21 protein-coding genes and 1 pseudogene are annotated in these 21,902 nt (G+C 62.0%); 9 read left to right on the top strand and 13 right to left on the bottom strand.

What is annotated here, in order from left to right:
- The first annotated feature begins 71 nt into the window (after nucleotides 1–71).
- Genes EJC49_RS13840 through EJC49_RS13825 form a run of 4 tightly spaced genes read left to right on the top strand, consistent with a single transcriptional unit; the run spans nucleotide 72 to nucleotide 3,203 of the window.
- A complete protein-coding gene (locus EJC49_RS13840; RefSeq protein WP_126700527.1) occupies nucleotides 72–890 on the top strand; it encodes an SDR family oxidoreductase in 819 nt (272 codons plus the stop codon).
- A 10-nt stretch (nucleotides 891–900) separates the two neighbouring features.
- A complete protein-coding gene (locus EJC49_RS13835; RefSeq protein WP_126700558.1) occupies nucleotides 901–1,392 on the top strand; it encodes a MaoC family dehydratase in 492 nt (163 codons plus the stop codon).
- Nucleotides 1,389–2,423, top strand: coding sequence for a phosphotransferase family protein (locus EJC49_RS13830; RefSeq protein ID WP_126700526.1), 1,035 nt, complete (start codon nucleotides 1,389–1,391; stop codon nucleotides 2,421–2,423). The genes EJC49_RS13835 and EJC49_RS13830 overlap by 4 nt, the downstream gene beginning before the upstream one ends.
- Nucleotides 2,424–2,426: 3 nt before the next feature.
- Nucleotides 2,427–3,203 carry an SDR family NAD(P)-dependent oxidoreductase gene (locus EJC49_RS13825; RefSeq protein ID WP_126700525.1) on the top strand — a complete coding sequence of 259 codons (777 nt, stop codon included), beginning with the start codon at nucleotides 2,427–2,429 and terminating at the stop codon, nucleotides 3,201–3,203.
- A gap of 24 nt (nucleotides 3,204–3,227) precedes the next feature.
- On the opposite strand, the gene EJC49_RS13820 is transcribed toward EJC49_RS13825, so the two are convergent.
- The 5 genes and pseudogenes from EJC49_RS13820 to EJC49_RS13800 all read right to left on the bottom strand — a co-directional run bounded on the left by EJC49_RS13820 (nucleotide 3,228) and on the right by EJC49_RS13800 (nucleotide 9,652).
- Nucleotides 3,228–4,037: a GGDEF domain-containing protein gene (locus EJC49_RS13820; protein ID WP_126700524.1), complete on the bottom strand. Its 810-nt coding sequence runs from the start codon at nucleotides 4,035–4,037 to the stop codon at nucleotides 3,228–3,230.
- 92 nt (nucleotides 4,038–4,129) lie between these two features.
- Nucleotides 4,130–4,684: a sarcosine oxidase subunit gamma gene (locus EJC49_RS13815; protein WP_126700523.1), complete on the bottom strand. Its 555-nt coding sequence runs from the start codon at nucleotides 4,682–4,684 to the stop codon at nucleotides 4,130–4,132.
- Nucleotides 4,677–7,670 carry a sarcosine oxidase subunit alpha gene (locus tag EJC49_RS13810; protein ID WP_126700522.1) on the bottom strand — a complete coding sequence of 998 codons (2,994 nt, stop codon included), beginning with the start codon at nucleotides 7,668–7,670 and terminating at the stop codon, nucleotides 4,677–4,679. The genes EJC49_RS13815 and EJC49_RS13810 overlap by 8 nt, the downstream gene beginning before the upstream one ends.
- A gap of 398 nt (nucleotides 7,671–8,068) precedes the next feature.
- Nucleotides 8,069–8,338 (bottom strand): annotated as a pseudogene (locus EJC49_RS26085) (sarcosine oxidase subunit delta); the annotation flags it as partial.
- A gap of 60 nt (nucleotides 8,339–8,398) precedes the next feature.
- Entirely contained in the window at nucleotides 8,399–9,652 is a 1,254-nt protein-coding gene (locus EJC49_RS13800; protein ID WP_126700520.1) for a sarcosine oxidase subunit beta, read from the bottom strand.
- A 219-nt stretch (nucleotides 9,653–9,871) separates the two neighbouring features.
- Here EJC49_RS13800 and EJC49_RS13795 point away from each other — a divergent pair, with 219 nt between their 5' ends.
- From EJC49_RS13795 to EJC49_RS13775, 5 genes are all read left to right on the top strand, one after another.
- Entirely contained in the window at nucleotides 9,872–10,267 is a 396-nt protein-coding gene (locus tag EJC49_RS13795) for an SET domain-containing protein (RefSeq protein ID WP_126700519.1), read from the top strand.
- A gap of 154 nt (nucleotides 10,268–10,421) precedes the next feature.
- Entirely contained in the window at nucleotides 10,422–11,942 is a 1,521-nt protein-coding gene (locus tag EJC49_RS13790) for a helicase HerA domain-containing protein (protein ID WP_126700518.1), read from the top strand.
- A 157-nt stretch (nucleotides 11,943–12,099) separates the two neighbouring features.
- Nucleotides 12,100–12,339, top strand: a complete 240-nt coding sequence (gene rpsU, locus EJC49_RS13785; RefSeq protein ID WP_126700517.1) for a 30S ribosomal protein S21 — start codon at nucleotides 12,100–12,102, stop codon at nucleotides 12,337–12,339.
- Between the two features lie 165 nt (nucleotides 12,340–12,504).
- A complete protein-coding gene (locus tag EJC49_RS13780; protein WP_170314710.1) occupies nucleotides 12,505–13,347 on the top strand; it encodes a tetratricopeptide repeat protein in 843 nt (280 codons plus the stop codon).
- A gap of 62 nt (nucleotides 13,348–13,409) precedes the next feature.
- Nucleotides 13,410–13,595: a DUF992 domain-containing protein gene (locus tag EJC49_RS13775; protein WP_126700515.1), complete on the top strand. Its 186-nt coding sequence runs from the start codon at nucleotides 13,410–13,412 to the stop codon at nucleotides 13,593–13,595.
- A gap of 77 nt (nucleotides 13,596–13,672) precedes the next feature.
- Here EJC49_RS13775 and EJC49_RS13770 read toward each other — a convergent pair whose 3' ends face one another.
- The 8 genes from EJC49_RS13770 to EJC49_RS13735 all read right to left on the bottom strand — a co-directional run bounded on the left by EJC49_RS13770 (nucleotide 13,673) and on the right by EJC49_RS13735 (nucleotide 21,900).
- Entirely contained in the window at nucleotides 13,673–15,073 is a 1,401-nt protein-coding gene (locus EJC49_RS13770) for an NAD(P)(+) transhydrogenase (Re/Si-specific) subunit beta (protein WP_126700514.1), read from the bottom strand.
- 1 nt (nucleotide 15,074) lies between these two features.
- Nucleotides 15,075–15,497: an NAD(P) transhydrogenase subunit alpha part 2 gene (locus EJC49_RS13765; protein ID WP_126700513.1), complete on the bottom strand. Its 423-nt coding sequence runs from the start codon at nucleotides 15,495–15,497 to the stop codon at nucleotides 15,075–15,077.
- The gene (locus EJC49_RS13760; protein ID WP_126700512.1) at nucleotides 15,497–16,780 is read right to left on the bottom strand and encodes a Re/Si-specific NAD(P)(+) transhydrogenase subunit alpha; all 1,284 of its coding nucleotides are present in this window, start codon (nucleotides 16,778–16,780) and stop codon (nucleotides 15,497–15,499) included. Before EJC49_RS13760 ends, EJC49_RS13765 begins: the two co-directional genes overlap by 1 nt.
- Before the next feature lie 58 nt (nucleotides 16,781–16,838).
- The gene (locus EJC49_RS13755; protein ID WP_126700511.1) at nucleotides 16,839–17,066 is read right to left on the bottom strand and encodes an aa3-type cytochrome c oxidase subunit IV; all 228 of its coding nucleotides are present in this window, start codon (nucleotides 17,064–17,066) and stop codon (nucleotides 16,839–16,841) included.
- 408 nt (nucleotides 17,067–17,474) lie between these two features.
- On the bottom strand, nucleotides 17,475–18,332 hold the full coding sequence (locus EJC49_RS13750; RefSeq protein ID WP_126700510.1) for an ABC transporter ATP-binding protein: 858 nt from the start codon (nucleotides 18,330–18,332) through the stop codon (nucleotides 17,475–17,477).
- Between the two features lie 70 nt (nucleotides 18,333–18,402).
- The gene (locus EJC49_RS13745) at nucleotides 18,403–19,725 is read right to left on the bottom strand and encodes an ABC transporter substrate-binding protein (RefSeq protein WP_126700509.1); all 1,323 of its coding nucleotides are present in this window, start codon (nucleotides 19,723–19,725) and stop codon (nucleotides 18,403–18,405) included.
- Nucleotides 19,726–19,854: 129 nt separating this feature from the next.
- Nucleotides 19,855–20,934 (bottom strand): branched-chain amino acid ABC transporter permease, encoded by a 1,080-nt coding sequence (locus EJC49_RS13740; RefSeq protein WP_126700508.1) that lies wholly within the window; start codon nucleotides 20,932–20,934, stop codon nucleotides 19,855–19,857.
- 12 nt (nucleotides 20,935–20,946) lie between these two features.
- Complete coding sequence (locus EJC49_RS13735) at nucleotides 20,947–21,900, bottom strand: branched-chain amino acid ABC transporter permease (protein ID WP_126700507.1); 954 nt, start codon at nucleotides 21,898–21,900, stop codon at nucleotides 20,947–20,949.
- Nucleotides 21,901–21,902 lie beyond the last annotated feature (2 nt).

Genomic DNA, 21,902 nt, shown 5'->3' with positions numbered 1-21,902 from the left:
GGCGATGTTGAACATACTACCCGGTATGTTGTCAACGCGGCGCCAAAAAAAGTCGCGGACCGGGAGGGATTATGACTTACATCGAGGATCTATTCTCAGTGGCTGGAAAGACTGCGCTCATCACCGGCGCGGCGAGCGGCATCGGCCTCATGGCGGCCGAAGCGCTTGTTCGCGGCGGTGCGAACGTGATGATCGCGTCGCGCCGTGGAGCCGAGTGCGAAAAGATCGCGGCGGAGTTGAACGCGCTGGGCGGCGGCAAGGCCGACGGATTTGCCGGCGACGTCTCCAGCGAGGCGGGCGTCACCGCGCTGGCGGCCGAAGTGAAGGCGCGGACCACCAAACTGGACATATTGATCAACAATGCTGGGCTTTCATGGGGTGAGGCGCTCGATAAATTCCCCTACAAAGCTTGGTCGCGCGTCCTCGACGTCAATGTTACTGGCCTGTTTCATTTGACCCGCGACCTGCTGCCGTTACTTGATGCCGCTGGTAGCCGCGCCGATCCTGCCCGGATCATCAATCTCGGGTCGGTAATGGGTACCCAGCCGATTGCCGACGGAGCTTATTCCTACACGGCTTCGAAGGCTGCGGTTCATCATCTGACGAAGACTCTCGCAGGCGAACTCGCAGGGCGACACATTACCGTCAACGCGTTCGCGCCTGGGCCATTCCAGAGCCGAATGACAGCGTTTGCCACCGACACCGACGAGAAGGCGGCCAAGGTAGGCAGAAGGGTTCCGATCGGTCGCATCGGCCAACCCGATGACATTGCCGGTGCAACGCTATATCTGTGCAGCCGGGCCGGCAGTTACGTCACAGGAGCCATATTGCCCCTTGATGGCGGACAATCCGTGCAGCATGGCATGTCGCTGTTCAAGGATCTGGATTGACATCATCGAAATGGAATATTTCAGAGAGCCGATCACCACAGACGACCTTCTGGCGGCGGTCGGCACGGAAATAGGCGTATCGCCTTGGCGCAGCGTCAGCCAGACGATGATCGACCGCTTCGCCGACGCGACCGACGATCACCAGTTCATCCATGTCGACCCTGAACGCGCGATGCGGGAGACATCGTTCGGCGGCACGATCGCCCATGGCTTTCTGTCACTTTCGCTGCTCTCGACCCTGGCCTATGAGACCATTCCGCCACTTGAGGGCGCGACCGTTGGCATTAACTACGGCTTCGACGAGGTTCGCTTCAAGGCGCCGGTCAGGTCCGGCGCCCGCGTGCGCGCCCGCTTCGTGCTGGTCAAGGCGAACATTCGCCCATCCGGTTGGATCGAAGTCGCGCACGACGTGACTATCGAGATCGAGGGGTCGAAGAAGCCGGCGCTCACCGCGCGTTGGCTCACGCTGACCCAGCTTCCGCGCCAGGAGGAGACGTCATGAGCGATTCCAACTCGATCGATGCTGCCACACTCGGCCCCTATCTCGAGGCGAACGTACCGGGTTTCCGAGGCCTTCGCGCGGTCGAGAAATTCAAGGCCGGGCAATCGAATCCGACCTACCGGCTGACCGCCGAAAGCGGCATCTACGTCCTGCGCGCCAAGCCGCCCGGTCAGCTGCTCAAATCGGCGCACCAGGTCGACCGAGAGTTCCGCGTCATCAAGGCGCTCGGCGCGGCAGGCTTCCCGGTTCCCGAGGTGCTGCACCTGTCGGGCGAGGACTCACCGATCGGCCGCATGTTCTACGTCATGGCCTTTGTTGACGGGCGTATCCTGTGGGACCCAGCGTTGCAGGAGGTGTCTGATCCGGCCGAGCGCGGCGCCATGTATGACGCCATGAACGAGACGCTGGCAGCACTCCACGCCATCGACATCGGTGCCGTCGGGCTCTCCGATTTCGGCCGGCCGGGCAGCTATTTCGAGCGCCAGATCGCCCGCTGGGGCGGGCAATACCGTGCCTCGGAGACAGGCACCGTGCCGGATATGGAAACGCTGATGTCCTGGTTGCAGACCAACCAGCCGCCGGACGACGGGATCGTCAGCCTGGTCCACGGCGACTACCGCCTCGACAACATGATTTTCGCCAGGGACGAGCCGAAGGTGATCGCCGTGCTCGACTGGGAACTGTCGACGCTTGGTCATCCCTATTCCGACCTCGCCTACCAGTGCATGCAGTGGCGCCTGCCGCATGCCTCGGGCTTTCGCGGCCTTGGCAGCATCGACCGCAAGGCGACTGGCCTGCCGACGGAAGAGGAATACGTCGCCGCTTATTGCCGCCGCCGCGGCATCGACCGCATCGACAATTGGACGTTCTATCTCGCCTTCTCTTTCTTCCGCCTCGCGGCCATCTGCCAGGGCGTCTACAAGCGCGCTCTGGACGGAAACGCGTCCAACCCGGAGAAGGCGCGTACCTATGGCGAGGCGGTGGAACTGTTGGCCGGACTCGCCGTCCGGCGCATCGACACGGGGGAGTGATTCATGGGTCGGTTTACGGACCAGGTCGTCGTCATCACCGGAGCGTGCGGCGGCTTCGGCAGGCGCACCGCGGAGCGAATGGCGACGGAAGGCGCACGCCTCGTGCTGTCCGATATGGACCAGGAACTGCTCGGCCGCCTCGCAAGCGACCTGTCCGCCGATTTGGCGGTCTTGGCGGGAGACATCTCTGATGAGAGCCTGTCGCAGAACCTCGTCGCGCTCGCGGTCAAGCGTTTCGGCCGGCTCGACATTGCCGTCAACAATGCCGGTATCGCCCAGAGCTTCGTCAAGCTGGCGCAACTATCCGCCGAAGAGGCGCGACGGATCCTCGATATCGATCTGCTCGGCGTATTCTTTGCCATGAAGCATCAACTCGCTTGCATGGAGAACCAGTACAAGGCGAACGGCAGGGGCGGCACGATCGTCAACATTGCCTCTGTGGCGGGGCTGGCCGGCGCACCCAAACTGTCCGTCTATTCGGCCGCCAAACACGGAGTCGTCGGGCTCACCCGCTCAGCCGCAGCGGAATACGCCACTCGCGACATTCGGGTCAACGCAGTCTGCCCGTCCTTCTCACGCACCGCGATGGTCGACGAATTCGTGAGGTTTTCCGGGAAAGGCGAAAGCGAGGCGCTCAGTGAACTGACGCGTGGCGTACCGATGAAGCGGGTGGCGGAGGTCGACGAAATAGTCGAGGCCATCTTGTTTGCCGCTGACCCGAAGAACTCCTTCATGAACGGCCACGCGCTGGCGATCGACGGCGGGATCTTGGCGCTATAATCGCTCTGCGACGGCACTTGCCTGTTAGGCCGCTGTAGCGGTCTGATCCCGGACGGAGGACATTGCAGGGTTAATGAGGGTTTCGGGCGGCGCCATGGCGACCTTGTTTCGGCCGGACCGCTTCGCTTCGTAGAGCATTTCGTCTGCAACCCGGTAGATCTCGCTGAACGGCGCGGGCTCTGCGAATGACATGCCGCCAACGCTCACCGTCAACGGCCAAGGCGTTCCCTGAGGCGTAAACCGAACAGATTCTACTGCTTTGCAAACTCTCTGGGCGATCGGCAGAGCGTCGCAGTGTCCGTCGATGAAAACCGCGAACTCCTCGCCACCAAGTCGCCCTACCACGGACTTCTCGCCGACCGCTCCACGAATGGCAGTGGCGACGAGGCGCAGCGCCTCGTCGCCACTGCCATGGCCGAAACGATCATTGATCCGTTTGAACTGATCCGCATCGATTACAAGAAGGGCCCCACCGCTGCTGTTGTCCTCGGATGCTCTGGCTGCCGCTAAAGATGCCTCTACATAGGCGGTGAACGCCCCGCGATTGAGACAACGGGTCAGATAGTCGATAGTGGCGGCATCCACGAGTTTGTGGTTGGCGATGGCCAGTTCGCGCAGTTTCAGAGTCAGGTAGAAGAACAGGGGGCCTGCGAGCAGGATCGGAATAATGGTGCCGCTGAAGATTGCACGACCCAGAGCCGGTTGCCCGATTTCGCGGAACATGAGCCAGTTGGCGGCCTGTGCAAAAAGAATGCAGCCGACCGTGCCAAAGAACGTCCAGCGGAAAAGTTTCCGCCGCCCGCGTGGTGACAAGTCCTTCAACGTCCCCCGCACGGCAACCTCCTCGACCGAGGAGGCATATTAGTGACCGTCTATGAAGAACCGGTTAGTACCGATACGAAGTTTGTCACGACCGCCGGCCGGCCTCAAGAATCCCGCGCCGCGTCCTCGAGGAAGTCCCAAGCGTAGTCGGAAAAAGAACGCCAGACCTCGACTCGAAACGCCGTCTCGGCCGTCCTGAACAGGACCACCTCGATCTTGCCGAGCACGGTACGTGAGCAACCGCCAGCAGGAAAAGTTTCGAGAGAGAGATCCTGAGGACACCCAGCATTGATGCAGGCCGCCGCGCCAACGCCATCGACGAGGATCGCCACGTTCCGATGCGAAACGTCGACCGCCGAGCAAAGTGAGTTCGACGTCGCGCATTCGGCAACAAGGTCGGCACCGTTCTCGTCTATAACCAGCCATTCGTCTGGGCCAAGCCACAGCGAATGTCGTCGACGGTTTGCGGATGTGGCCGATGTTTTCGCAGTGGTCGGCAATGTCATGCCAAGCGCGCGCGACAGCGGGCCGAGCGATGGTTCGGGTGCCCGCAGAGCCAGGCGCGAAGCGGGCGACGCGGCGGTCAGCGTCACATTGCCCGCAGCTGCCTTGCGCCCGCCCTGTTTCTGCCTGCGTTCGGCGAGAGCGATGTCAGCCATGTAGCCTCTCTCCGTTCTGGTCGAAAAAGACTGCATCACAAACCTCGACCTCAATCGTCGTGGAAGGCATTGGAACATGGAGCGTTTGGCCCATCCGGTCGCGGCCATCTTCGATCACGGCGAGCGCGATCGAACGTCCGCAGTTCTCGGACCAGTAGGCCGACGTGACGTGGCCGATCATCTTCATCGGCACCGCCTGCTTCGGGTCGGCGACGATCTGCGCACCCTCCTCCAGCACGGTCTTCGGATCCTTCGTCCTCAGCCCAACGAGTTGCCGGCGGCCGGGCGCAACGAGGTCGGTGCGCTTGAGTCCGCGGATGCCAACGAAATCGGTCTTTTTCTTACCGACCGCCCAGTCGAGCCCGGCGTCGCTGGGCGTCACCGTACCGTCCGTGTCCTGACCGACGATGATGTAGCCCTTCTCGGCACGCAGCACGTGCATGGCCTCCGTTCCATAAGCGCAGGCGCAGTGCTTTTGGCCCTCAGCCCACAGCGCTTCCCAGACCGCCTCGCCATAGTCGGCTGGTACGTTAACCTCGAATCCTCGTTCCCCGGTAAACGACATGCGGAAGAGGCGCGTCGGCACGCCACAGATCCTACCCTCGCGCACCGACATGTGCGGCATTTCGGCATCCGAAATGTCGATCCCATCCACCAGCGGCGCAATGATTTCGCGTGATTTCGGCCCCTGAACCGCTATCACCGCCCATTGCTCGGATACCGACGTGAGCCAGACCGACAGGTCCGGAAACTCGGTCTGCAAATAGTCTTCCATGTGGTTTAGTACCCGCGCAGCGCCGCCGGTCGTCGTCGTGACGTGGAAACGGTCATGCGCGAGCCGTCCCACCACGCCGTCGTCGTAAATGAAGCCATCCTCGCGCAGCATGATGCCATAGCGGCAGCGACCGGGTTCCAGCTTCTGCCACTGATTGGTGTAGAGCAGTTCCATGAAGGTTGCGGCATCCGGGCCAGCCACCTCGATCTTGCCGAGCGTCGAAGCATCGAACAGGCCGGCGGCCTGGCGCACCGTGTGGCACTCGCGGTTCACCGCGGCATGCATGTCCTCCCCGGCCTGCGGATAGTACCGCGCCCGCTTCCATTGCCCCACATCCTCGAACACCGCGCCATGCCGCTCCTCCCAGCCATGTATCGGCGTCGTGCGTGTCGGGTCGAACAGCTTGCCACGCGCATGGTTTACGATCGCGCCGTAGGTTACCGGCGTATAGGGAGCCCGGAAGGTGGTCAGCCCGACTTCAGGAATGTCCTTGCCCAGCATCTCGGCTGCGATCGCCAGGCCATGCAGGTTCGATGTCTTACCCTGATCGGTCGCCATGCCGTTGGTGGTGAAGCGCTTGACGTGCTCGATCGAGCGCATGCCCTCCCTCACTGCCTGGCGAATGTCCTTGGCGGTCACGTCGTTCTGGAAGTCCACGAAAGCTTTCACCTTCGTGTCCTTGCCGGCACCGGGTCCGGTGCCAACCATGCCGGCCGACCAACTCTCGCTGGCCTCGACCTTAACTGCCAGACGCGCGGTGCCGGACCGCCCAGCCGCCTTCGCTGCGCGCTCTCCCGCGGCCAAGGCCTCGCGGATAGCAGCGGCGAGATCGTCGGTGCCGTTGCACGAACCGACGCTGACGCAGTCCTGTGCATAGGTGCCCGGCACGAACCGCTGCGTGCCGGCCTCGAAGGCGACCTTGCCGCGTGACTGCGAGAAAAGATGCACACTAGGCGTCCAGCCGGCCGACATCAAAAGCGCATCGACCGCAATCTGGCGCCCTGTACCTTCGCCGGTCTTCGGCTGAACGGTGATTGACCTTACCCGCAGCGAACCTCCAACCGCCGTCACCGCACGACCGGGCAGTATTTCGATGCCGAGCCCCTTTGCCTCGTCGATGACGGCGCCGGCGGGATTGTCGCGCAGGTCGACAATCACGCGCAGGTCGACGCCGGCGTTTTTCAAATCGATTGCCGCTCGATAGGCGGATTCGTTGGCGGTGTAGACGCCAACTGCGCGGCCAACTCCCACACCATAGTGATTCAGATAGGTGCGGGCAGCCGAAGCTAGCATGATGCCGGGCCGGTCGTTGTCGGCAAAGACCATGTGCCGTTCGATCGATCCGGTAGCAAGTACGACGCGCTTGGCGCGCACCTGCCACAGCCGCTCACGTGGCTGGTCGCCAGGCGCGGCGAGATGTTCGCTCACGCGCTCGACAAGGCCGACGAAATTTTGCGCGTAATACCCGAACGCTGTGGTGCGGGTGAGCAGCGTTACGCCGTCCATTTCCGAAAGCCGTCGAGCAGTGTCCTGAGTCCAGTGCCAGCCCTCTAGCCCATCGATGCGCGCGCCACTCTCGTAGCGCATGGCGCCGCCAAAGTTTGCCTGCTCGTCGCACAGGATGACGCGTGCGCCGTTCTCGGCCGCCGATAGCGCGGCGGCAAGGCCAGCAGCTCCTCCGCCAACGACGAGTACGTCGCAATGGGCAAAACGCGATGAATAGTGATCCGGGTCCGGTTTGTGAGGCGCGACACCAAGTCCCGCAGCGGAACGGATGTTCGGCTCGTAGAGCTTGGCCCAGGCAGCCTTGGGCCACATGAAAGTCTTATAGTAGAAGCCTGCCGAGAAGAACGGCGAGGCAAGGTTGTTGATCGCGCCCACGTCGAAGGCGAGAGAAGGCCAGCGGTTCTGCGAGACTGCTGACAATCCGTCATAGACCTCCTGTACGGTGGCGCGGACGTTGGGCGTCCTGCGCGCTTCGTCGCGGTGAATGCCCACCAGCGCGTTCGGCTCCTCCGCCCCCGCCGACAGGATGCCTCGCGGACGATGATACTTGAACGAGCGCCCAACCAGGTGGACGCCATTGGCGAGCAGCGCAGAAGCTAGCGTGTCACCCTCGAGGCCGGTATGAGGTTCGCCGTCGAAGGTGAAATGCAGCGGCCTTGCGCCGATGAGCCGGCCTGCGCCTGCAATGCGATGCGACTCGGCCATCAGGCATCACCCTTCTTCACTGGAACTCTGCGGATGCGTTTTGAGGGCGCTTCAGAAGCGGCCTCCGACTCCGCGATGCCAGGCTCGACCGGCTTTCGTGCCTTGCGGGGAGACGCCTTGGTCGCATCGACCGGCTTCGCCTTAGCTGGAGACTTGCGCTTCGGCTTCGCTTCCGCCGCCAGCGCCGCCTCTGGCGCACCCTTAGCCTTCGCGCGATTGCGCATGATGTCCGGGGCCATCAGGCCCGCAGGCTCGCCCCCCACTTCGGGTGCTGCCGCAACCTTGCGGGGCGCTTTAGCCGGTGCAGCGGGCTGCAGCCGTGGCTCCGACACCACCACCGCTGCCTCGATGGCAATCGGCTCGACCGCCGCCACCGCCTTGGCAAATCGGGAGGGATCGGGCTTCGGCTGGCCCGCCTTGTAGGTGATGAAAAACCGATCGGTCACCGAATCGCGAACGGCGTTGAAGAAGCGCCCGCAGCCATGCAAATGTCGCCAGCGCTCGTAGACGAGACCCTTGGTGTTGGCACGCAGGTAGAGGAATGCCTCGAAATCCTCGTCGCTCGTCTCGGTTATGGCCTTGGAACGCGCGATATGGGCTTCGCCCGCGTGGCGGAACTCAAGTTCGGGCCGTTCCTCGCCGCAGTATGGACAGTGGATCAGGAGCATGGTCTTGTCCGCTCTTCGGAATTCGCAAAGGCTAACATGGCGTTTGCCATCAGCATTACGTCAGTGCGCCACGGCCGCTGCCGCCGCTTCGTCGATCAGCCGTCCGGTGCGGAAACGCTCCAAAGTAAACGGCGCGTTGATCGGGTGCGGCTCGTCGCGCGCAATGGTATGCGCGAAGACGTTGCCCGAACCGGGCGTCGCCTTGAAGCCGCCTGTGCCCCAGCCACAATTGACGTAAAGCCCCTTCACCGGCGTCTTGGCAAGGATCGGCGAGCGGTCCGGAGTGACATCGACGATCCCACCCCAAGAGCGCAGCATCTTCATTCGGGTGAACACCGGGAACATCTCGCAGATGGCGTCTAGCGTGTGGTTGATGATGTGCAGCCCGCCGGTCTGCGAATAGGAGGTGTACTGGTCGGTGCCGGCGCCGATCACCAGTTCGCCCTTGTCGGACTGCGAGATGTACGCATGCACGGTGTTCGACATCACCACGCAGGGGAAGCAGGGCTTCACCGGCTCCGACACCAGCGCCTGGAGCGGATAGCTCTCCAGCGGCATGCGCACGCCGGCCATCGCCATCAGCACGGAGGTATGCCCGGCGGCCACCACGCCCACCTTCTTCGCCCGGATCGAACCGCGGCTCGTCTCGACGCCCGTCACCGCGCCGTCCGGGCCGCGGTTGATCGCCGTTACCTCGCAGTTCTGGATGATGTGGACGCCGCGCGCCGAGGCGCCGCGCGCATAGCCCCACGCAACCGCATCATGGCGCGCGGTTCCGCCCCGTCTCTGCAACGCCGCACCCACGACCGGGTAGCGCGCGTCCTTCGAGATATTGAGCGGCGGGCAGAATTCCTTCGCCTCCTCCGGCGTCAGCCACTCGTTGTCGATGCCGTTCAGCCGGTTGGCGTGGATATGGCGCTTCAAAACCTGCACGTCATGTACGTTGTGGGCTAGCATCATCACGCCGCGCGGAGAGTACATGACGTTGTAGTTGATTTCCTGCGAGAGCCCTTCCCACAGCTTCACGGCATGCTCGTATATGCCCGCGGATTCGTCATAGAGATAGTTTGAGCGGATGATGGTGGTGTTACGCCCGGTGTTTCCTCCGCCAAGCCAGCCTTTCTCAAGAACAGCCACGTTGGTGATGCCGTGCACTTTTGCGAGATAGTAGGCGGTCGCGAGCCCATGGCCACCGGCGCCGACGATAATGACGTCGTACTCCGCACGGGGTTCTGGCGACGACCATTGTTCTTCCCAGCCGGTATGGCCACGAAGCGCCTCACGGGCGATGGCGAAAACGGAATATCTGCGCATCAGCGGGAAGCCTCGCGTCCTGTTCGTGCGACCGTGACCATTGAGACGGCGGGTGTAGCACTAGCCAAATCGCGATGCCAGCCTTGCGCTGTTTGCGACGAACGGTGGCGGTTTGCGACATCAGCATCGCGCCATCGGGGACGACGATCGAATCCATCTTGAAAACGCCACGACATTGCAGAATGGCTGAACCCTTATCGAGCCCATGGAGACAGATCGATGTTGTTGGTGAACACCTTCGTTGCGGCAAGCGCGATTGAGGGCGTCGGCGTCTTTGCCGCCGATCCGATCCCCGAGGGAACGCTCATCTGGCGGCTGGAGCCGGATTTCGACCGGCTGATCCCGATGGAAAAATACGAGACCGCCGAGCCTCGGCTCAAGGACTTCCTTGACCGCTACGCTTATCCGAGCCCGGACAAGCCGGGCTTCATCGTATACGAGGTCGACAATGGTAGGTTCATGAACCACTCCGAAAACCCGAACACCGATTTCTCGGACGCTGGCGGCGCAACCTCGATCCGAGACATTGCAGCGGGTGAGGAAATCACCTGTGACTACGCCGACTTCTACCCACAATTCGAGTTGATGCCGACTTCGGAGGCCGCGAAACGCTGATTGCGACTGCTTCGTAATTGCCTGTGAATCACGCCCTTCGCGGGGCGCGGCCTACGGCGCAGGATGCTATCCACCATCGTGATCGGTCCAGTCCGCACAGGCGGAATCATGCGAACGGTACGTTGCGATGACCGCGCTCGTTCAGGGAAACGGAATGAAGATCGGTATCGACATGGGTCTTGACGGGACCGGCAAGCCGGCCACCATGGATCTCGAGGAACTGCTTGCGACCCGCTTGCTCGTGCAAGGCAATTCGGGTTCGGGAAAGTCTCATCTTCTGAGGCGCCTGCTCGAGCAAAGCGCGCCTTGGGTACAGCAATGCATCATAGACCCCGAGGGCGACTTCGTAACGATGGCGGATCGCTTTGGCCATCTCGTGGTCGACGCCACCCGTACCGAAGCCGAACTCACCCGCATCGCTGCGCGTGTGCGCCAGCACCGCGTCTCGGTTGTGGTGAACCTCGAAGGCCTCGACGCGGAGCAGCAGATGCGAGCGGCCGCGGCCTTCCTCGGCGGCATGTTCGACGCCGAACGGGACCACTGGTATCCGGTTCTTGTGGTGGTTGACGAAGCCCAGCTCTTTGCACCAGCAGCCGCTGGCGAAGTCTCCGACGATGCGCGCAAGCTGTCGCTCGGCGCCATGACCAACCTGATGTGTCGAGGACGAAAGCGCGGTCTGGCCGGCGTGATTGCCACCCAGCGGCTCGCGAAGCTCGCAAAGAATGTTGCGGCCGAGGCCTCGAACTTCCTTATGGGACGCACTTTCCTCGACATCGACATGGCCCGTGCCGCCGATCTTCTCGGCATGGAGAAGCGCCAGGCCGAGATGTTCCGCGATTTAGAACGCGGGCGTTTCGTGGCGCTTGGGCCCGCTGTATCGCGCCGCCCGCTACCGATCCAGATTGGTGCGGTGGAAACCGCCGCACGCTCAACCAGCCCCAAGCTGATGCCGTTGCCAGATACAGCGCCCGAGGCAGCAGCAGACCTGATATTCATGCCCGGACCGGAGGAATTACGCCAGGCGCCTCGACGCCATATCCCACCGGCCCCCACGCCCACAGCCGACATTCTGGCGCAGCTCACCGCCGCACGTCCCTCGCCCCAATCGCAGCCAACGAAAACCGAAGGCGCGTTGCCCGAAGTGGATGCCGCAGAGCGCGATCGACTGCTCTCGGCGGTCATGCAGGAAATCCTCGAAGATCCGGATGCCGCCTATCGTTCTGACGCTGTGCTCTATCAGGATTTTTTGGTACGATGTCGGATCCGGCGCGTACCGGGCGAACCGCTTCTGCTGCGCGCTTTCCGTCGCGGCCTCGCTGTCGCGCGTGCCGGCCTTGATGGTGAGCCGGAAGACGGCACCGCCTGGCGGACAGCGCTTGATCTGTCAAAATCGTTGCCGGACGATTTGCAAGGTGTGTTTCTGCTCGTCGCACGCGCTGCGATCGAGCGCGCTCCCTGCCCACCGGACGCGGCGCTGGCCCGCGCCTACGGTACGCACTCCTCCCGCCGGGCGCGCAAACTCCTGACATTCTTCGAGGAACGAGGGCTTTTAGTAATCAGGACTGATTTCCACGGCAAGCGTATTGCAGCCTTCCCCGATCTCGATTGCGAAACGACAGCAAGTGATCCTGACGCAGCCGAAACCAACGGCGAGCTCCCTCACGCAGCTGAGTAAACTCGACCTTCCTTGGGTCCAATTTGTCGATTTACAAGACCGGCCGATTCTGGTAACTCGCGCCAAATCGCGGCATTCGTTGCCGCGCCATGTTGCCCTTTGTTGGGTGAGCCGGCATTTTCGACTATCAAACTGAACTGGATCGACAGGAACGCTCGTGCAGGTACTCGTCCGCGACAACAACGTAGACCAAGCGCTTCGCGCACTAAAGAAAAAAATGCAGCGCGAAGGCATCTTCCGCGAGATGAAGATGCGTGGCCACTATGAGAAGCCGTCTGAAAAGCGGGCCCGTGAGAAAGCGGAAGCCGTGCGCCGCGCCCGCAAACTCGCTCGCAAGCGCGCCCAACGGGAAGGCCTTATGGCAGGACCGCGGCCAGTTACCGCTGCGGCGCGCTGAATCTGCCAAGCTTTAGACTTTTTCAGGCTATACCGAAGGTGGCGCGATGCGAATCGTAGCCACCTTTTCATTTTAGAATGCGGTTCGCATCGACGCGGCCGAGTTTCGGATAGACTGGGAAATCGCGTGGCGAGCGGAGCGGGAAGCAAGATCGAGATGAATGGAATGAAGAGCTACCATACCGCTCCGCGACGGTGGCCTGTCGCGGTCGCTTTGATGGGTGCAGGACTGATGCTTGCTGGATGTCAGACCTCGACCGGGCCAGCCGCGCAGATCGCATCGATTGATACCGCGCAGGGCTCGGCCGAGAACATTGCATCGCTGACGGCCGTGATCGCTCGTTCTCCCTCGGACCCCCAGGCCTACAACGTTCGCGGTTCGGCTTTCGGCAAAGCCGGGCGCTACCCGGAAGCCATCCAGGATTTCGACACGGCGATCCGGCTCGACCCGAATTTCTATCAGGCTTATGCGAACCGGGCGCTGATCTGGCGGTTCTCAGGCGATAATGCGAAATCGCTTCAGGACTACAATAGGGCGCTTCAGCTTAACTCAGGCTATGATGCTGCCTATATCGGGCGCGGCAATCTTTACCGCCTGGCTGGCCGGCCGCAGGAGGCCTTCGCGGACTTCGAGCAGGCAATCAAGCTCGACACCACAGACCCGCGCGCCTACCACAATCGTGGCCTTCTCTATCAGGCACAAGGCCAGCACAGCTTCGCGCTGGAGGATTTTTCAACCGCGATTTCGATGGCACCCAATGCCGCTGAACCCTACAATGGTCGTGGTGTTTCCTACCTTGCACTGGGCGACGAGGACAATGCCTTCGACGACTTCAATACGGCAATAAAGCTTGACGAAGCCAACGCCGAGGGTTGGGCGAACCAGGCGCTTGTCTATGAAAGGCGGGGCGACAAAGCACGAGCACGCCGCTCGTACCAGCAATCTCTGAGGCTCGATCCCAATTACGCGCCTGCCATGTCCGGCCTGGAACGAACAAAAAGCGGCTGACCTGCCGTCACCGACATCGCAACCATGCGGTTTCGGAACCATGCAGCATCGGCGCTCCGGCCATGGCGGGCTTTGGAGTCGGTGCGAATGTGCTCATTGGTGGCTCCGAGCAGAGCTTTCAGCTTCGGCCCCTGAGCACGCCGACCCTTACCGTCCTGATCCTCGCCTTGGGCGTCAACCGCTCCGAACTACGCTCGGGCAACAATAGTTGTCCGGGCAGAGATAGGAGCATGTCCGCAACCGTATGAAAAAAGTGCCGCTCCGGGCGACCGGGACGGCACTGTCAGTTCGGTAGGTTCATTGGAGAGCCGATCAACGAACCCGCTTAATGGTCCATCGCCTTGACGATCTCCTCGGTCATTTTCTTGGCGTCGCCGAGCAGCATCATAGTCCCGTCCTTGTAGAACAGCGTGTTGTCGATGCCGGCATAGCCGGACCCGAGCGAACGTTTTACGAACAGGCAGGTGCGCGCCTTGTCGACGTCGAGGATCGGCATGCCATAGATCGGCGATGCCTTGTCATCCCGCGCGGAGGGGTTCGTCACGTCATTGGCGCCGATCACGTAGGCGACATCCGCCTGCGCGAACTCCGAATTGATATCCTCAAGCTCGAACACCTCGTCGTAGGGCACGTTGGCCTCGGCGAGCAGGACGTTCATGTGTCCCGGCATACGGCCTGCGACCGGATGGATCGCGTACTTCACCTCGACGCCGTTGGCCTTCAGCTTGTCGGCCAGCTCGCGAAGGGCGTGTTGTGCCTGAGCGACAGCCATTCCGTAGCCCGGCACGATGATCACTTTCTGCGCGTTCATCATCAGGTAGGCGGCATCGTCGGCAGCACCCGTCTTGACCGTACGCTGAATGCCATCGTCGCCGCTTGCCGCTGCGGTCTCGCCACCGAAGCCCCCGAGGATGACCGAAATGAACGAGCGGTTCATGCCCTTGCACATGATGTAGGACAGAATCGCGCCCGACGAGCCGACGAGAGCCCCGGTAATGATCAGCGCGAGATTTCCAAGCGTAAAGCCAAGCGCTGCCGCCGCCCATCCGGAGTATGAATTGAGCATGGACACCACCACCGGCATGTCGGCGCCGCCGATCGGGATAATGAGCAGCACGCCGAGGACGAGTGAGGCCACGACGATCAACCAGAACACCGCATAGCTTTCGGTGAGCACCAGCATGACAATCAGAACGACTAGCGCGATGCCAAGCCCGGCATTGATGAAATGGCGGCCGCCGAGCATGATCGGCTTGCCCGACATTCGGCCATCGAGCTTCAGGAATGCGATGACCGAACCCGTGAAGGTAATCGCGCCAATGGCAACGCCGAGGCTCATCTCGACCAAGGCTTGGCCGTGAATATTGCCGATCGTACCGATACCGAAGCTCTCAGGCGCGTACATCGCTGCGGCCGCGACCATCACGGCGGCAAGGCCGACGAGCGAATGGAAAGCGGCGACGAGTTGCGGCATCGACGTCATGGGGATGCGCCGCGCCGTAATCGCGCCGACACTGCCACCGAGTGCGAGACCGAGCACGATCAGCGCGAAGCCGCCCATTGACGGTCTGGCGAGCGCAAGCGTGGTGACGATGGCGATGCCCATGCCGACCATGCCGTACATATTGCCCTGACGGCTTGTCGGCGGATGCGACAGCCCGCGCAGAGCCATGATGAACAGGACACCGGAGACGAGGTAGAGGAAGGAAGCGAAGTCGGCACTCACGTCACTTTTCCTTCTTCTTGTACATGGCCAGCATACGCTGGGTGACGAGGAAGCCGCCAAAGATGTTGACCGACGCCAGTACGAGCGCCACGAAGCCGAAGCCCGTCGCTAGTCCGGACGCCGCAGAGATGCCAACCGCGAGCAGCGCACCAACCACGATGACCGAGGAAATCGCATTTGTGACCGCCATCAGAGGGGTATGCAGTGCGGGAGTCACCGACCAGACCACGTAGTAGCCGACGAAAATCGCCAAGACGAAGATCGCGAAACGAAACACAAAGGGATCGATTGCCCCACCGGAGGCTGCATGCGCGGCCGCTCCGGCAGCGTCGGCTGCATCCTGCACCTGATCGAGAGCCAGCCTGGCCGCAGCAGAGGCCTGGTCGAGCTGATCGAGCGCGTGTTCGAGAGCCGTCTTTTCCATCAAACCCCTCCCTCGGGCTTGCCTTTGGCCTCGGCGCGCTTGGCAGGCGCCTTTGCCTGTGCCTTCTTGTTCGGCGCAACGCTGGCGGGGGCTGCCATTATGTCTGAATGAGGCGCCGCCGCCACGACCCCATCGGATTTGGCCGGTGCCGCGATCACAGCGGCGAAACTGGGATGCACGATGGCGCCGCCGTAGGTAAGCATCGTCGCCTTGACGAGCTCATCCTCGGGATTGATCGTGAGCGTCCCGGTCGACTTGTCGACGAGTGTCTCCAGGAAAGCCTGCAGGTTGCGTGCGTAAAGCAGCGACGCGGAAGCCGCAATCCGTCCGGGAACGTTGAGATGCCCAAGGATCTTAACGTCATTGGCCGTGGTGACAACCTCGCCCGCGACCGCTCCCTCGACGTTTCCGCCACGTTCCACTGCGAGATCGACGATTACCGAACCTGGCCGCATTGATGCGACCATCTCGGCTGACACGAGCATCGGAGCCGGGCGCCCTGGGATAAGCGCGGTGGTGATGACGAGATCCTGCTTGGCGATGTGTTCGGCCACCAAGGCTGACTGCGCCTTCTTCTCGTCCTCTGTGAGTTCGCGCGCATAGCCACCACTGCCTGAAGCGTCCTTCAACGCGTCGGTCATGATGAACTTCGCACCGAGCGATGCGACCTGTTCTCCGGCCGCGGCTCGCACGTCGGTCGCGGTAACGACAGCGCCCATGCGGCGCGCCGTGGCAATGGCCTGGAGACCGGCAACGCCCGCACCCATGACGAACACCTTGGCTGCGGGGACAGTGCCTGCCGCCGTCATCATCATCGGCAGCGCCCGGTCATAGGCGGCAGCCGCATCGATGACGGCCTGATAGCCCGCAAGGTTTGCCTGACTGGACAGGATGTCCATGACCTGGGCGCGCGTGATGCGCGGCATGAACTCCATCGCGAAGGCAGCGACGCCGGCGCGCGCCATCGCGGCGACCGAGGCCTCGTTGCCATAGGGGTCCATGGTGGCGATGACCGCCGCGCCTGATTTGTAGGCCGTCAGTTCGGATTCGGAGGGGCGCCGCACCCGAAGAACGATGTCGGCGCGACCGACATCCGCGGCCGTGCCGAGCGTGGCACCCATCTTGACATAGTCCGCATCGGCGATCCGCGAGGCCCGACCGGCGCCGGCTTCCACAATCACGTCGAGGCCGAGAGCCTTGATGCGTTTGACAGTATCTGGTGAGGCCGCGACACGGGGCTCTCCAACACTGACCTCGTTCGGTATGAAAACTGTCTGCCCCACCACCTGCTCCTATCGGGTTGAATCGCGCCTCACCTCCCTGACGGGAGGACCTTCCGGTTCAACGCATCAGGTAGGAGGCGACGGCGACGAGGAGCACGAAAAGGATGGTCGACGAAATGAAACCACCACCAGCAAAAAAGCCGAATGCCATCGCGACGAGCAGTGCGACGCAAACGATGGTGCCGTATTTGGCCATGGCGAGAAACAGCGAATACGTCTTCTCGTGTTCCGAGTAATCCATCTCGGCACCCATTTCCACCGGACCGGTCGGCGTGTTGTCAGCCATTGAAAATCCCCGTTGCAAGAACCTTTTGCGGACATACCGAAAAGCCACGACAAGGGCAATGGCGCGCAAGGCCGCAGACCTATGGAGACCTTCGGTGCGGCCAGGCGATCTGGTGTGATGGAAGAAGCGAATAGCGTGCCCGAAATGTCGCAGGCGTGGCAGTGGAAGATGACTGAGGAGTTCTTCGTCTGGCGGCAACGCCTGGACAATTGCTACGAACTCTTCGACGGCGTGTCGGTGATCACCGCCCAGGCGATGACGGGTGCGAGCCGCCGGCATGACCGGGTACGGATAACGCCATCATCGCCTTGGAGCCAGATTTCGTGGCAAAACCATGCACCGCCGCGACGCACGACCAGTCCGTTCGGACCGATCGCGGAACGCGCAGCCCCCCAATCGACCGCGACCTCATGCCAGCCAACGCTTCCGTCGCTTGTAGTGCTTTACGTTCTTGAACGAGCGTCGGCCCTCACCACCGACACCCAAATAGAACTCCTTGACGTCCTCGTTCTCACGCAGCGCCTTCGCGTCGCCGTCCAGCACGATGCGACCGGACTCAAGGATGTAGCCATACTTGGCATAGCGCAGCGCGATGTTGGTGTTCTGTTCGGCAAGCAGGAAGGAAACTCCCTGCTCCTCGTTCAGTTTGCGCACGATCTCGAAGATTTCCTCGACGAGTTGTGGCGCGAGCCCCATCGAAGGTTCGTCGAGCAGGATCATCTTTGGCCGCGACATCAACGCTCGCCCGATCGCCGTCATCTGCTGTTCGCCGCCGGACGTGTATCCGGCTTGCGAGGATCGCCGTTCCCGCAGGCGGGGGAAATAGCCGTAGACCATCTCGAGGTCGCGCTTGATGCCGGCCGCGCCGTCGCGGCGGGTGAAAGCCCCGGTGAGCAGATTCTCTTCCACTGTCAGGTGGCCGAAGCAGTGGCGGCCTTCCATGACTTGGATGCAACCTCGACGCACAAGATCGTTGGGTGACAACGCTTCGACGCGTTCGCCCTCAAACTGGATGTTGCCCTTGGTGACCAGGCCTCGCTCGGCATGAAGAAGGTTCGAGATCGCCTTGAGGGTTGTTGTCTTTCCAGCCCCGTTCGCGCCGAGCAGGGCGACGATGCCACCGCGAGGCACGGTCAGCGATACGCCCTTGAGCACCAGAATCACATGGTTGTAGATCACCTCGATGTTGTTGACCGAGAGGATGGCATCGGTCGCAGTATCCGGCGCGGAAGTTTCTCCAACACCGTTCTTGCCGGTGGCTGTCATGCTGCTCGTTCCCCGGTGGTGGTAATGTCCGGCCCGCCAAATGGCGGACCGGACATCGCGTATGGTGCCCTCAGTTCGATAGGCATGGCTCTGTTCGCTCAGGCCACGGCGAATTGGCGGCCTTGTACTCCTCCGCAGCCGTCTCGAGCATGGGCCGCACGACATCCGTCATCGGCGAGAACCACTCGCCCGACTTCTGCCAGTCCTTGCCGTCCCATTCGACGACGTAGACTTGATGGTGGCCGGAATGGTCCGAGCAGGAGAGCTTCAGCGTGCCGGCAAAGCCTTCCATGCCCATGTCCTTGAGACGGGCCTCATCGATGTTGAGGTTCTCGAGACCTGCCCGCATATCGGTCGCGTCAATGACCTTTTTGCCGGTCAGTTCCTGCGCCCGGCGAATGCCCTCCGCGATCAGCATCGAGTTGTAGACGCCGCGGTTGTAGAGGTTGTCGGCGAATTTTGCCGGATCGACCTGGCTCTTACCGGCATCGACGACATACTTCTTGATGTCGGCGATCACCGGATAGTCGCTGCCGACGCCGTGGAAGTTCATCGTGCGGTAGCCCTTGGCGTCCTCGCCGCCGGCGCCCGCGTCATCATTGCCGCCAGACCACCAAACGCCGTAGAACTTGTCCATCGGAAAGCGGATCTTGATCGCTTCCTTGACCGCCGTCGGGTTCATGGCGCCCCAGCCCCACATGATCATGTAGTCGGGACGATCACGGCGTACGTTGAGCCACTGAGACGACTGGTTCTGCATCTCCTTGCCGGGAACCGGATAGAGCGTCAGGTCGAAGCCGTAGGCCTTGGCGAAATCCTCCAGAAGCGGGATCGGCTCCTTGCCGTATCCGGCGTCGAGATAGATGTAGCCGATCTTCTTACCCTTCAGGCTCTCCAGCCCGCCCTCGCGCCTTGCGATGTCGGCGACGATCGCCGATGCACCGTCCCAATAGGTCGCGGGCGGATTGAAAACCCAAGGGAAGACATCACCGACGGCCGCGGCCGACAGGCCATAAGCCATCGAGAGAACCGGGATCTTGTCGACGCCCGCCTTGGGTATCACCTGCAGGGTGATGCCGGTCGAGTAAGGCGAGATGACAAGCGGGTTCTTGGCCTTGACCTGCTCGTAGCACTCCACGCCCTTCTGCGTATCATAGCCGGTTTCGCATTCCTCGATGTTGATCCGTACACCATTGATACCACCGTCGCGCTCGTTGAGCATGGTGAGATAGTCGCTCATGCCGTTGGCGATCGGGATGCCCGATCCAGCGAATGGTCCCGTACGGTAGCTGAACAGCGGTACGTAAACGCTGTCCTGCGCAAAGGCGGGCAGGGCCGCCGTCGACGCCATCGCGGCGAGAATGCCGCCGGCAATCAGCGATTTCATCTTCATGTCGTTCCTCCCGTTGCACTGGCCGCGAGGCCGTGTGTGAGCCTTTTTCTCCACCAGGATCCGGTCAAGGCTCGAAGCCCGGATCGCAGATTCCCTCCCTGCTTGCGCAGGCAACATTCCACATGGCCCTCACGCGTAGGGAAATGGCCACACCCTGAGCTTCTCCTTGCCGATCTGCCACAAGCGGGCGAGGCCGTGCGGCTCGAGGATCAGGAAAGTCACGATCAGCGCCCCGATGATCATCGACGTAATGTGGAACGCCGTCTCGGCCGCGATCGGTATGCCGATCATCGGCGGCCCGGCGCGCAGGATGATCGGCAGCGCCCAAATGAAGGCCGCGCCGAAGAAGCATCCGACCAGTGATCCGAGACCACCCAAGATCGCCATGAAAAGGATCTGGAAGGACAAGGTAATGGAAAAGGCCGACGGTTCGGCCGCGCCGAGATAGAAGAACACGAACATCGCACCAGCCACGCCGCAAAGGTATGACGACACCGCGAAGGCCGAAAGCTTGGCATAAAGCGGGCGCACCCCCATCAACTCGGCGGCGATGTCCATGTCGCGGATCATCATCCACTGCCGACCGATCCGGCCACGCAGGAGGTTCTTCACAAGGACGGTGAGCAGGATGACGATGGCTAACACCGTGAAGTAGCGCGGCACGCTGCCGGCCGATGCGCCGGTGACCATGGTGCCAAGGATCTGGCGGCCCGGCACCTCGATCGCACCAGAGGCGTTGTAGTTGTAGAGCCAGGGGATGCGAATGAAGCACCATTCGAGGAAGAACTGCGCCGCCAGCGTCGTCACCGCCAGATAAAGGCCCTTGATGCGGAGCGACGGCAGGCCGAACACCATGCCGACCGCCGCCGCAGCGAAGCCCGACAAGAGGATGTGCACGACGATGGAGACGTCGGGGAAGAGCGTCGTCAGCTTGTAGCAGGCATAGGCGCCGACCCCCATGAACCCGCCGGTGCCGAGCGACAACTGCCCAGCGTAACCGGTGAGCACGTTGAGCCCGATGGTAGCGAGCGCGAGAATGAGAAAAGGGATCGCAATCGCCGACAGGAAAAAATCGTTGGCGACGAACGGCACAATGAAAATCGCTACGCCGAGGATGATGGCGACTCCGATCCTGTCCTGCAGGATCGGAAAGACCTGCTGATCGGCCTCATAGGACGTCTTGAACTGCCCAGCTTCGCGATAGAACATACCGCCCTCCCCTCAAACCCGCTCGATGATGCGTTCACCGAACAGTCCCTGCGGCCTGAACAGCAGGAAGATCAGCGCGATCATGTAGGCAAGCCAGCTCTCGATTCCGCCGCCGACCAACGGCCCCCAGTAGATCTCTCCGATCTTCTCGCCGATGCCGATGATGAGGCCGCCGACGATGGCGCCCGGAATAGAGGTAAAGCCACCGAGGATCAGTACCGGCAGCGCCTTCAATGCCACGATCTCCAGCGCGAACGAGACGTCGGAACGAGCGCCCCACATGATGCCGGTGGCGAGCGCCACGATACCCGCGGCAAACCACACGATCGCCCAGATCTGGTTCAGCGAGATACCGACCGACTGCGCCGCCTGGTGATCGTCCGCAACCGCCCTGAGCGCCCGACCGATGCGCGTCTTGTTGAAAAACAGCGCCAACGCCGACACCATGATGATGGCGATGACCGCGGCCGCGATATCGATGTGCTGCAGGATGACGAGTCCCTGCTCGCCGATCTCGATCTCCGTCGACCCCGTCGGCAGTCCGAGTTCCCTGGTGATCATCTTCTTTGGTTCGCCGCCAAAGACGAACTCACCAAGCCCGATCAGGAAATACGTCATGCCGATGGTCGACATCAAAAGGATGATGTCCGGCTGGTTGACAAGCGGGCGCATGACGAACCGCTCGACGGCGATTGCAAGCAGTGCCATGACACTGATCGCCAGCGCCAGCGCCAGATAGGCCGGCACGCCTGCCTCGTGCAGACCGACAAGCGTCAGACCCGCGAAAACGACCATGATGCCCTGCGCGAAGTTGAAGACGCCCGACGCCTTGAAGATGAGCACGAAGCCGAGCGCGATCAGCGCGTAGAGCACGCCGGCCACAAAGCCTTCCCAGATCACCTGCAACAGGAAATCCGGCATGTCCGCCATCTGAAGGAAGGGATCGACGAAGATCTGGTGCAGCACGG

It is taken from the genome of Aquibium carbonis (assembly GCF_003970795.1).
GTDB classification, from domain to species: domain Bacteria; phylum Pseudomonadota; class Alphaproteobacteria; order Rhizobiales; family Rhizobiaceae; genus Aquibium; species Aquibium carbonis.
The sequence above is the reverse complement of the archived record's forward strand: the minus strand, read 5'-3'. Positions and strand labels throughout refer to the sequence as shown.

Coding starts and splice junctions, on each gene's coding strand:
- EJC49_RS13745 (WP_126700509.1), bottom strand. CDS start 19,725: ATGAAGATGAAATCGCTGATTGCCGGCGGCATTCTCGCCGCGATGGCG.
- EJC49_RS13755 (WP_126700511.1), bottom strand. CDS start 17,066: ATGGCTGACAACACGCCGACCGGTCCGGTGGAAATGGGTGCCGAGATG.
- EJC49_RS13840 (WP_126700527.1), top strand. CDS start 72: ATGACTTACATCGAGGATCTATTCTCAGTGGCTGGAAAGACTGCGCTC.
- EJC49_RS13780 (WP_170314710.1), top strand. CDS start 12,505: ATGAAGAGCTACCATACCGCTCCGCGACGGTGGCCTGTCGCGGTCGCT.
- EJC49_RS13795 (WP_126700519.1), top strand. CDS start 9,872: ATGTTGTTGGTGAACACCTTCGTTGCGGCAAGCGCGATTGAGGGCGTC.
- EJC49_RS13740 (WP_126700508.1), bottom strand. CDS start 20,934: ATGTTCTATCGCGAAGCTGGGCAGTTCAAGACGTCCTATGAGGCCGAT.
- EJC49_RS13815 (WP_126700523.1), bottom strand. CDS start 4,684: ATGGCTGACATCGCTCTCGCCGAACGCAGGCAGAAACAGGGCGGGCGC.
- EJC49_RS13790 (WP_126700518.1), top strand. CDS start 10,422: ATGAAGATCGGTATCGACATGGGTCTTGACGGGACCGGCAAGCCGGCC.
- EJC49_RS13830 (WP_126700526.1), top strand. CDS start 1,389: ATGAGCGATTCCAACTCGATCGATGCTGCCACACTCGGCCCCTATCTC.
- EJC49_RS13800 (WP_126700520.1), bottom strand. CDS start 9,652: ATGCGCAGATATTCCGTTTTCGCCATCGCCCGTGAGGCGCTTCGTGGC.
- EJC49_RS13775 (WP_126700515.1), top strand. CDS start 13,410: ATGGCGGGCTTTGGAGTCGGTGCGAATGTGCTCATTGGTGGCTCCGAG.
- EJC49_RS13810 (WP_126700522.1), bottom strand. CDS start 7,670: ATGGCCGAGTCGCATCGCATTGCAGGCGCAGGCCGGCTCATCGGCGCA.
- EJC49_RS13765 (WP_126700513.1), bottom strand. CDS start 15,497: ATGGAAAAGACGGCTCTCGAACACGCGCTCGATCAGCTCGACCAGGCC.
- EJC49_RS13825 (WP_126700525.1), top strand. CDS start 2,427: ATGGGTCGGTTTACGGACCAGGTCGTCGTCATCACCGGAGCGTGCGGC.
- EJC49_RS13750 (WP_126700510.1), bottom strand. CDS start 18,332: ATGACAGCCACCGGCAAGAACGGTGTTGGAGAAACTTCCGCGCCGGAT.
- EJC49_RS13835 (WP_126700558.1), top strand. CDS start 901: ATGGAATATTTCAGAGAGCCGATCACCACAGACGACCTTCTGGCGGCG.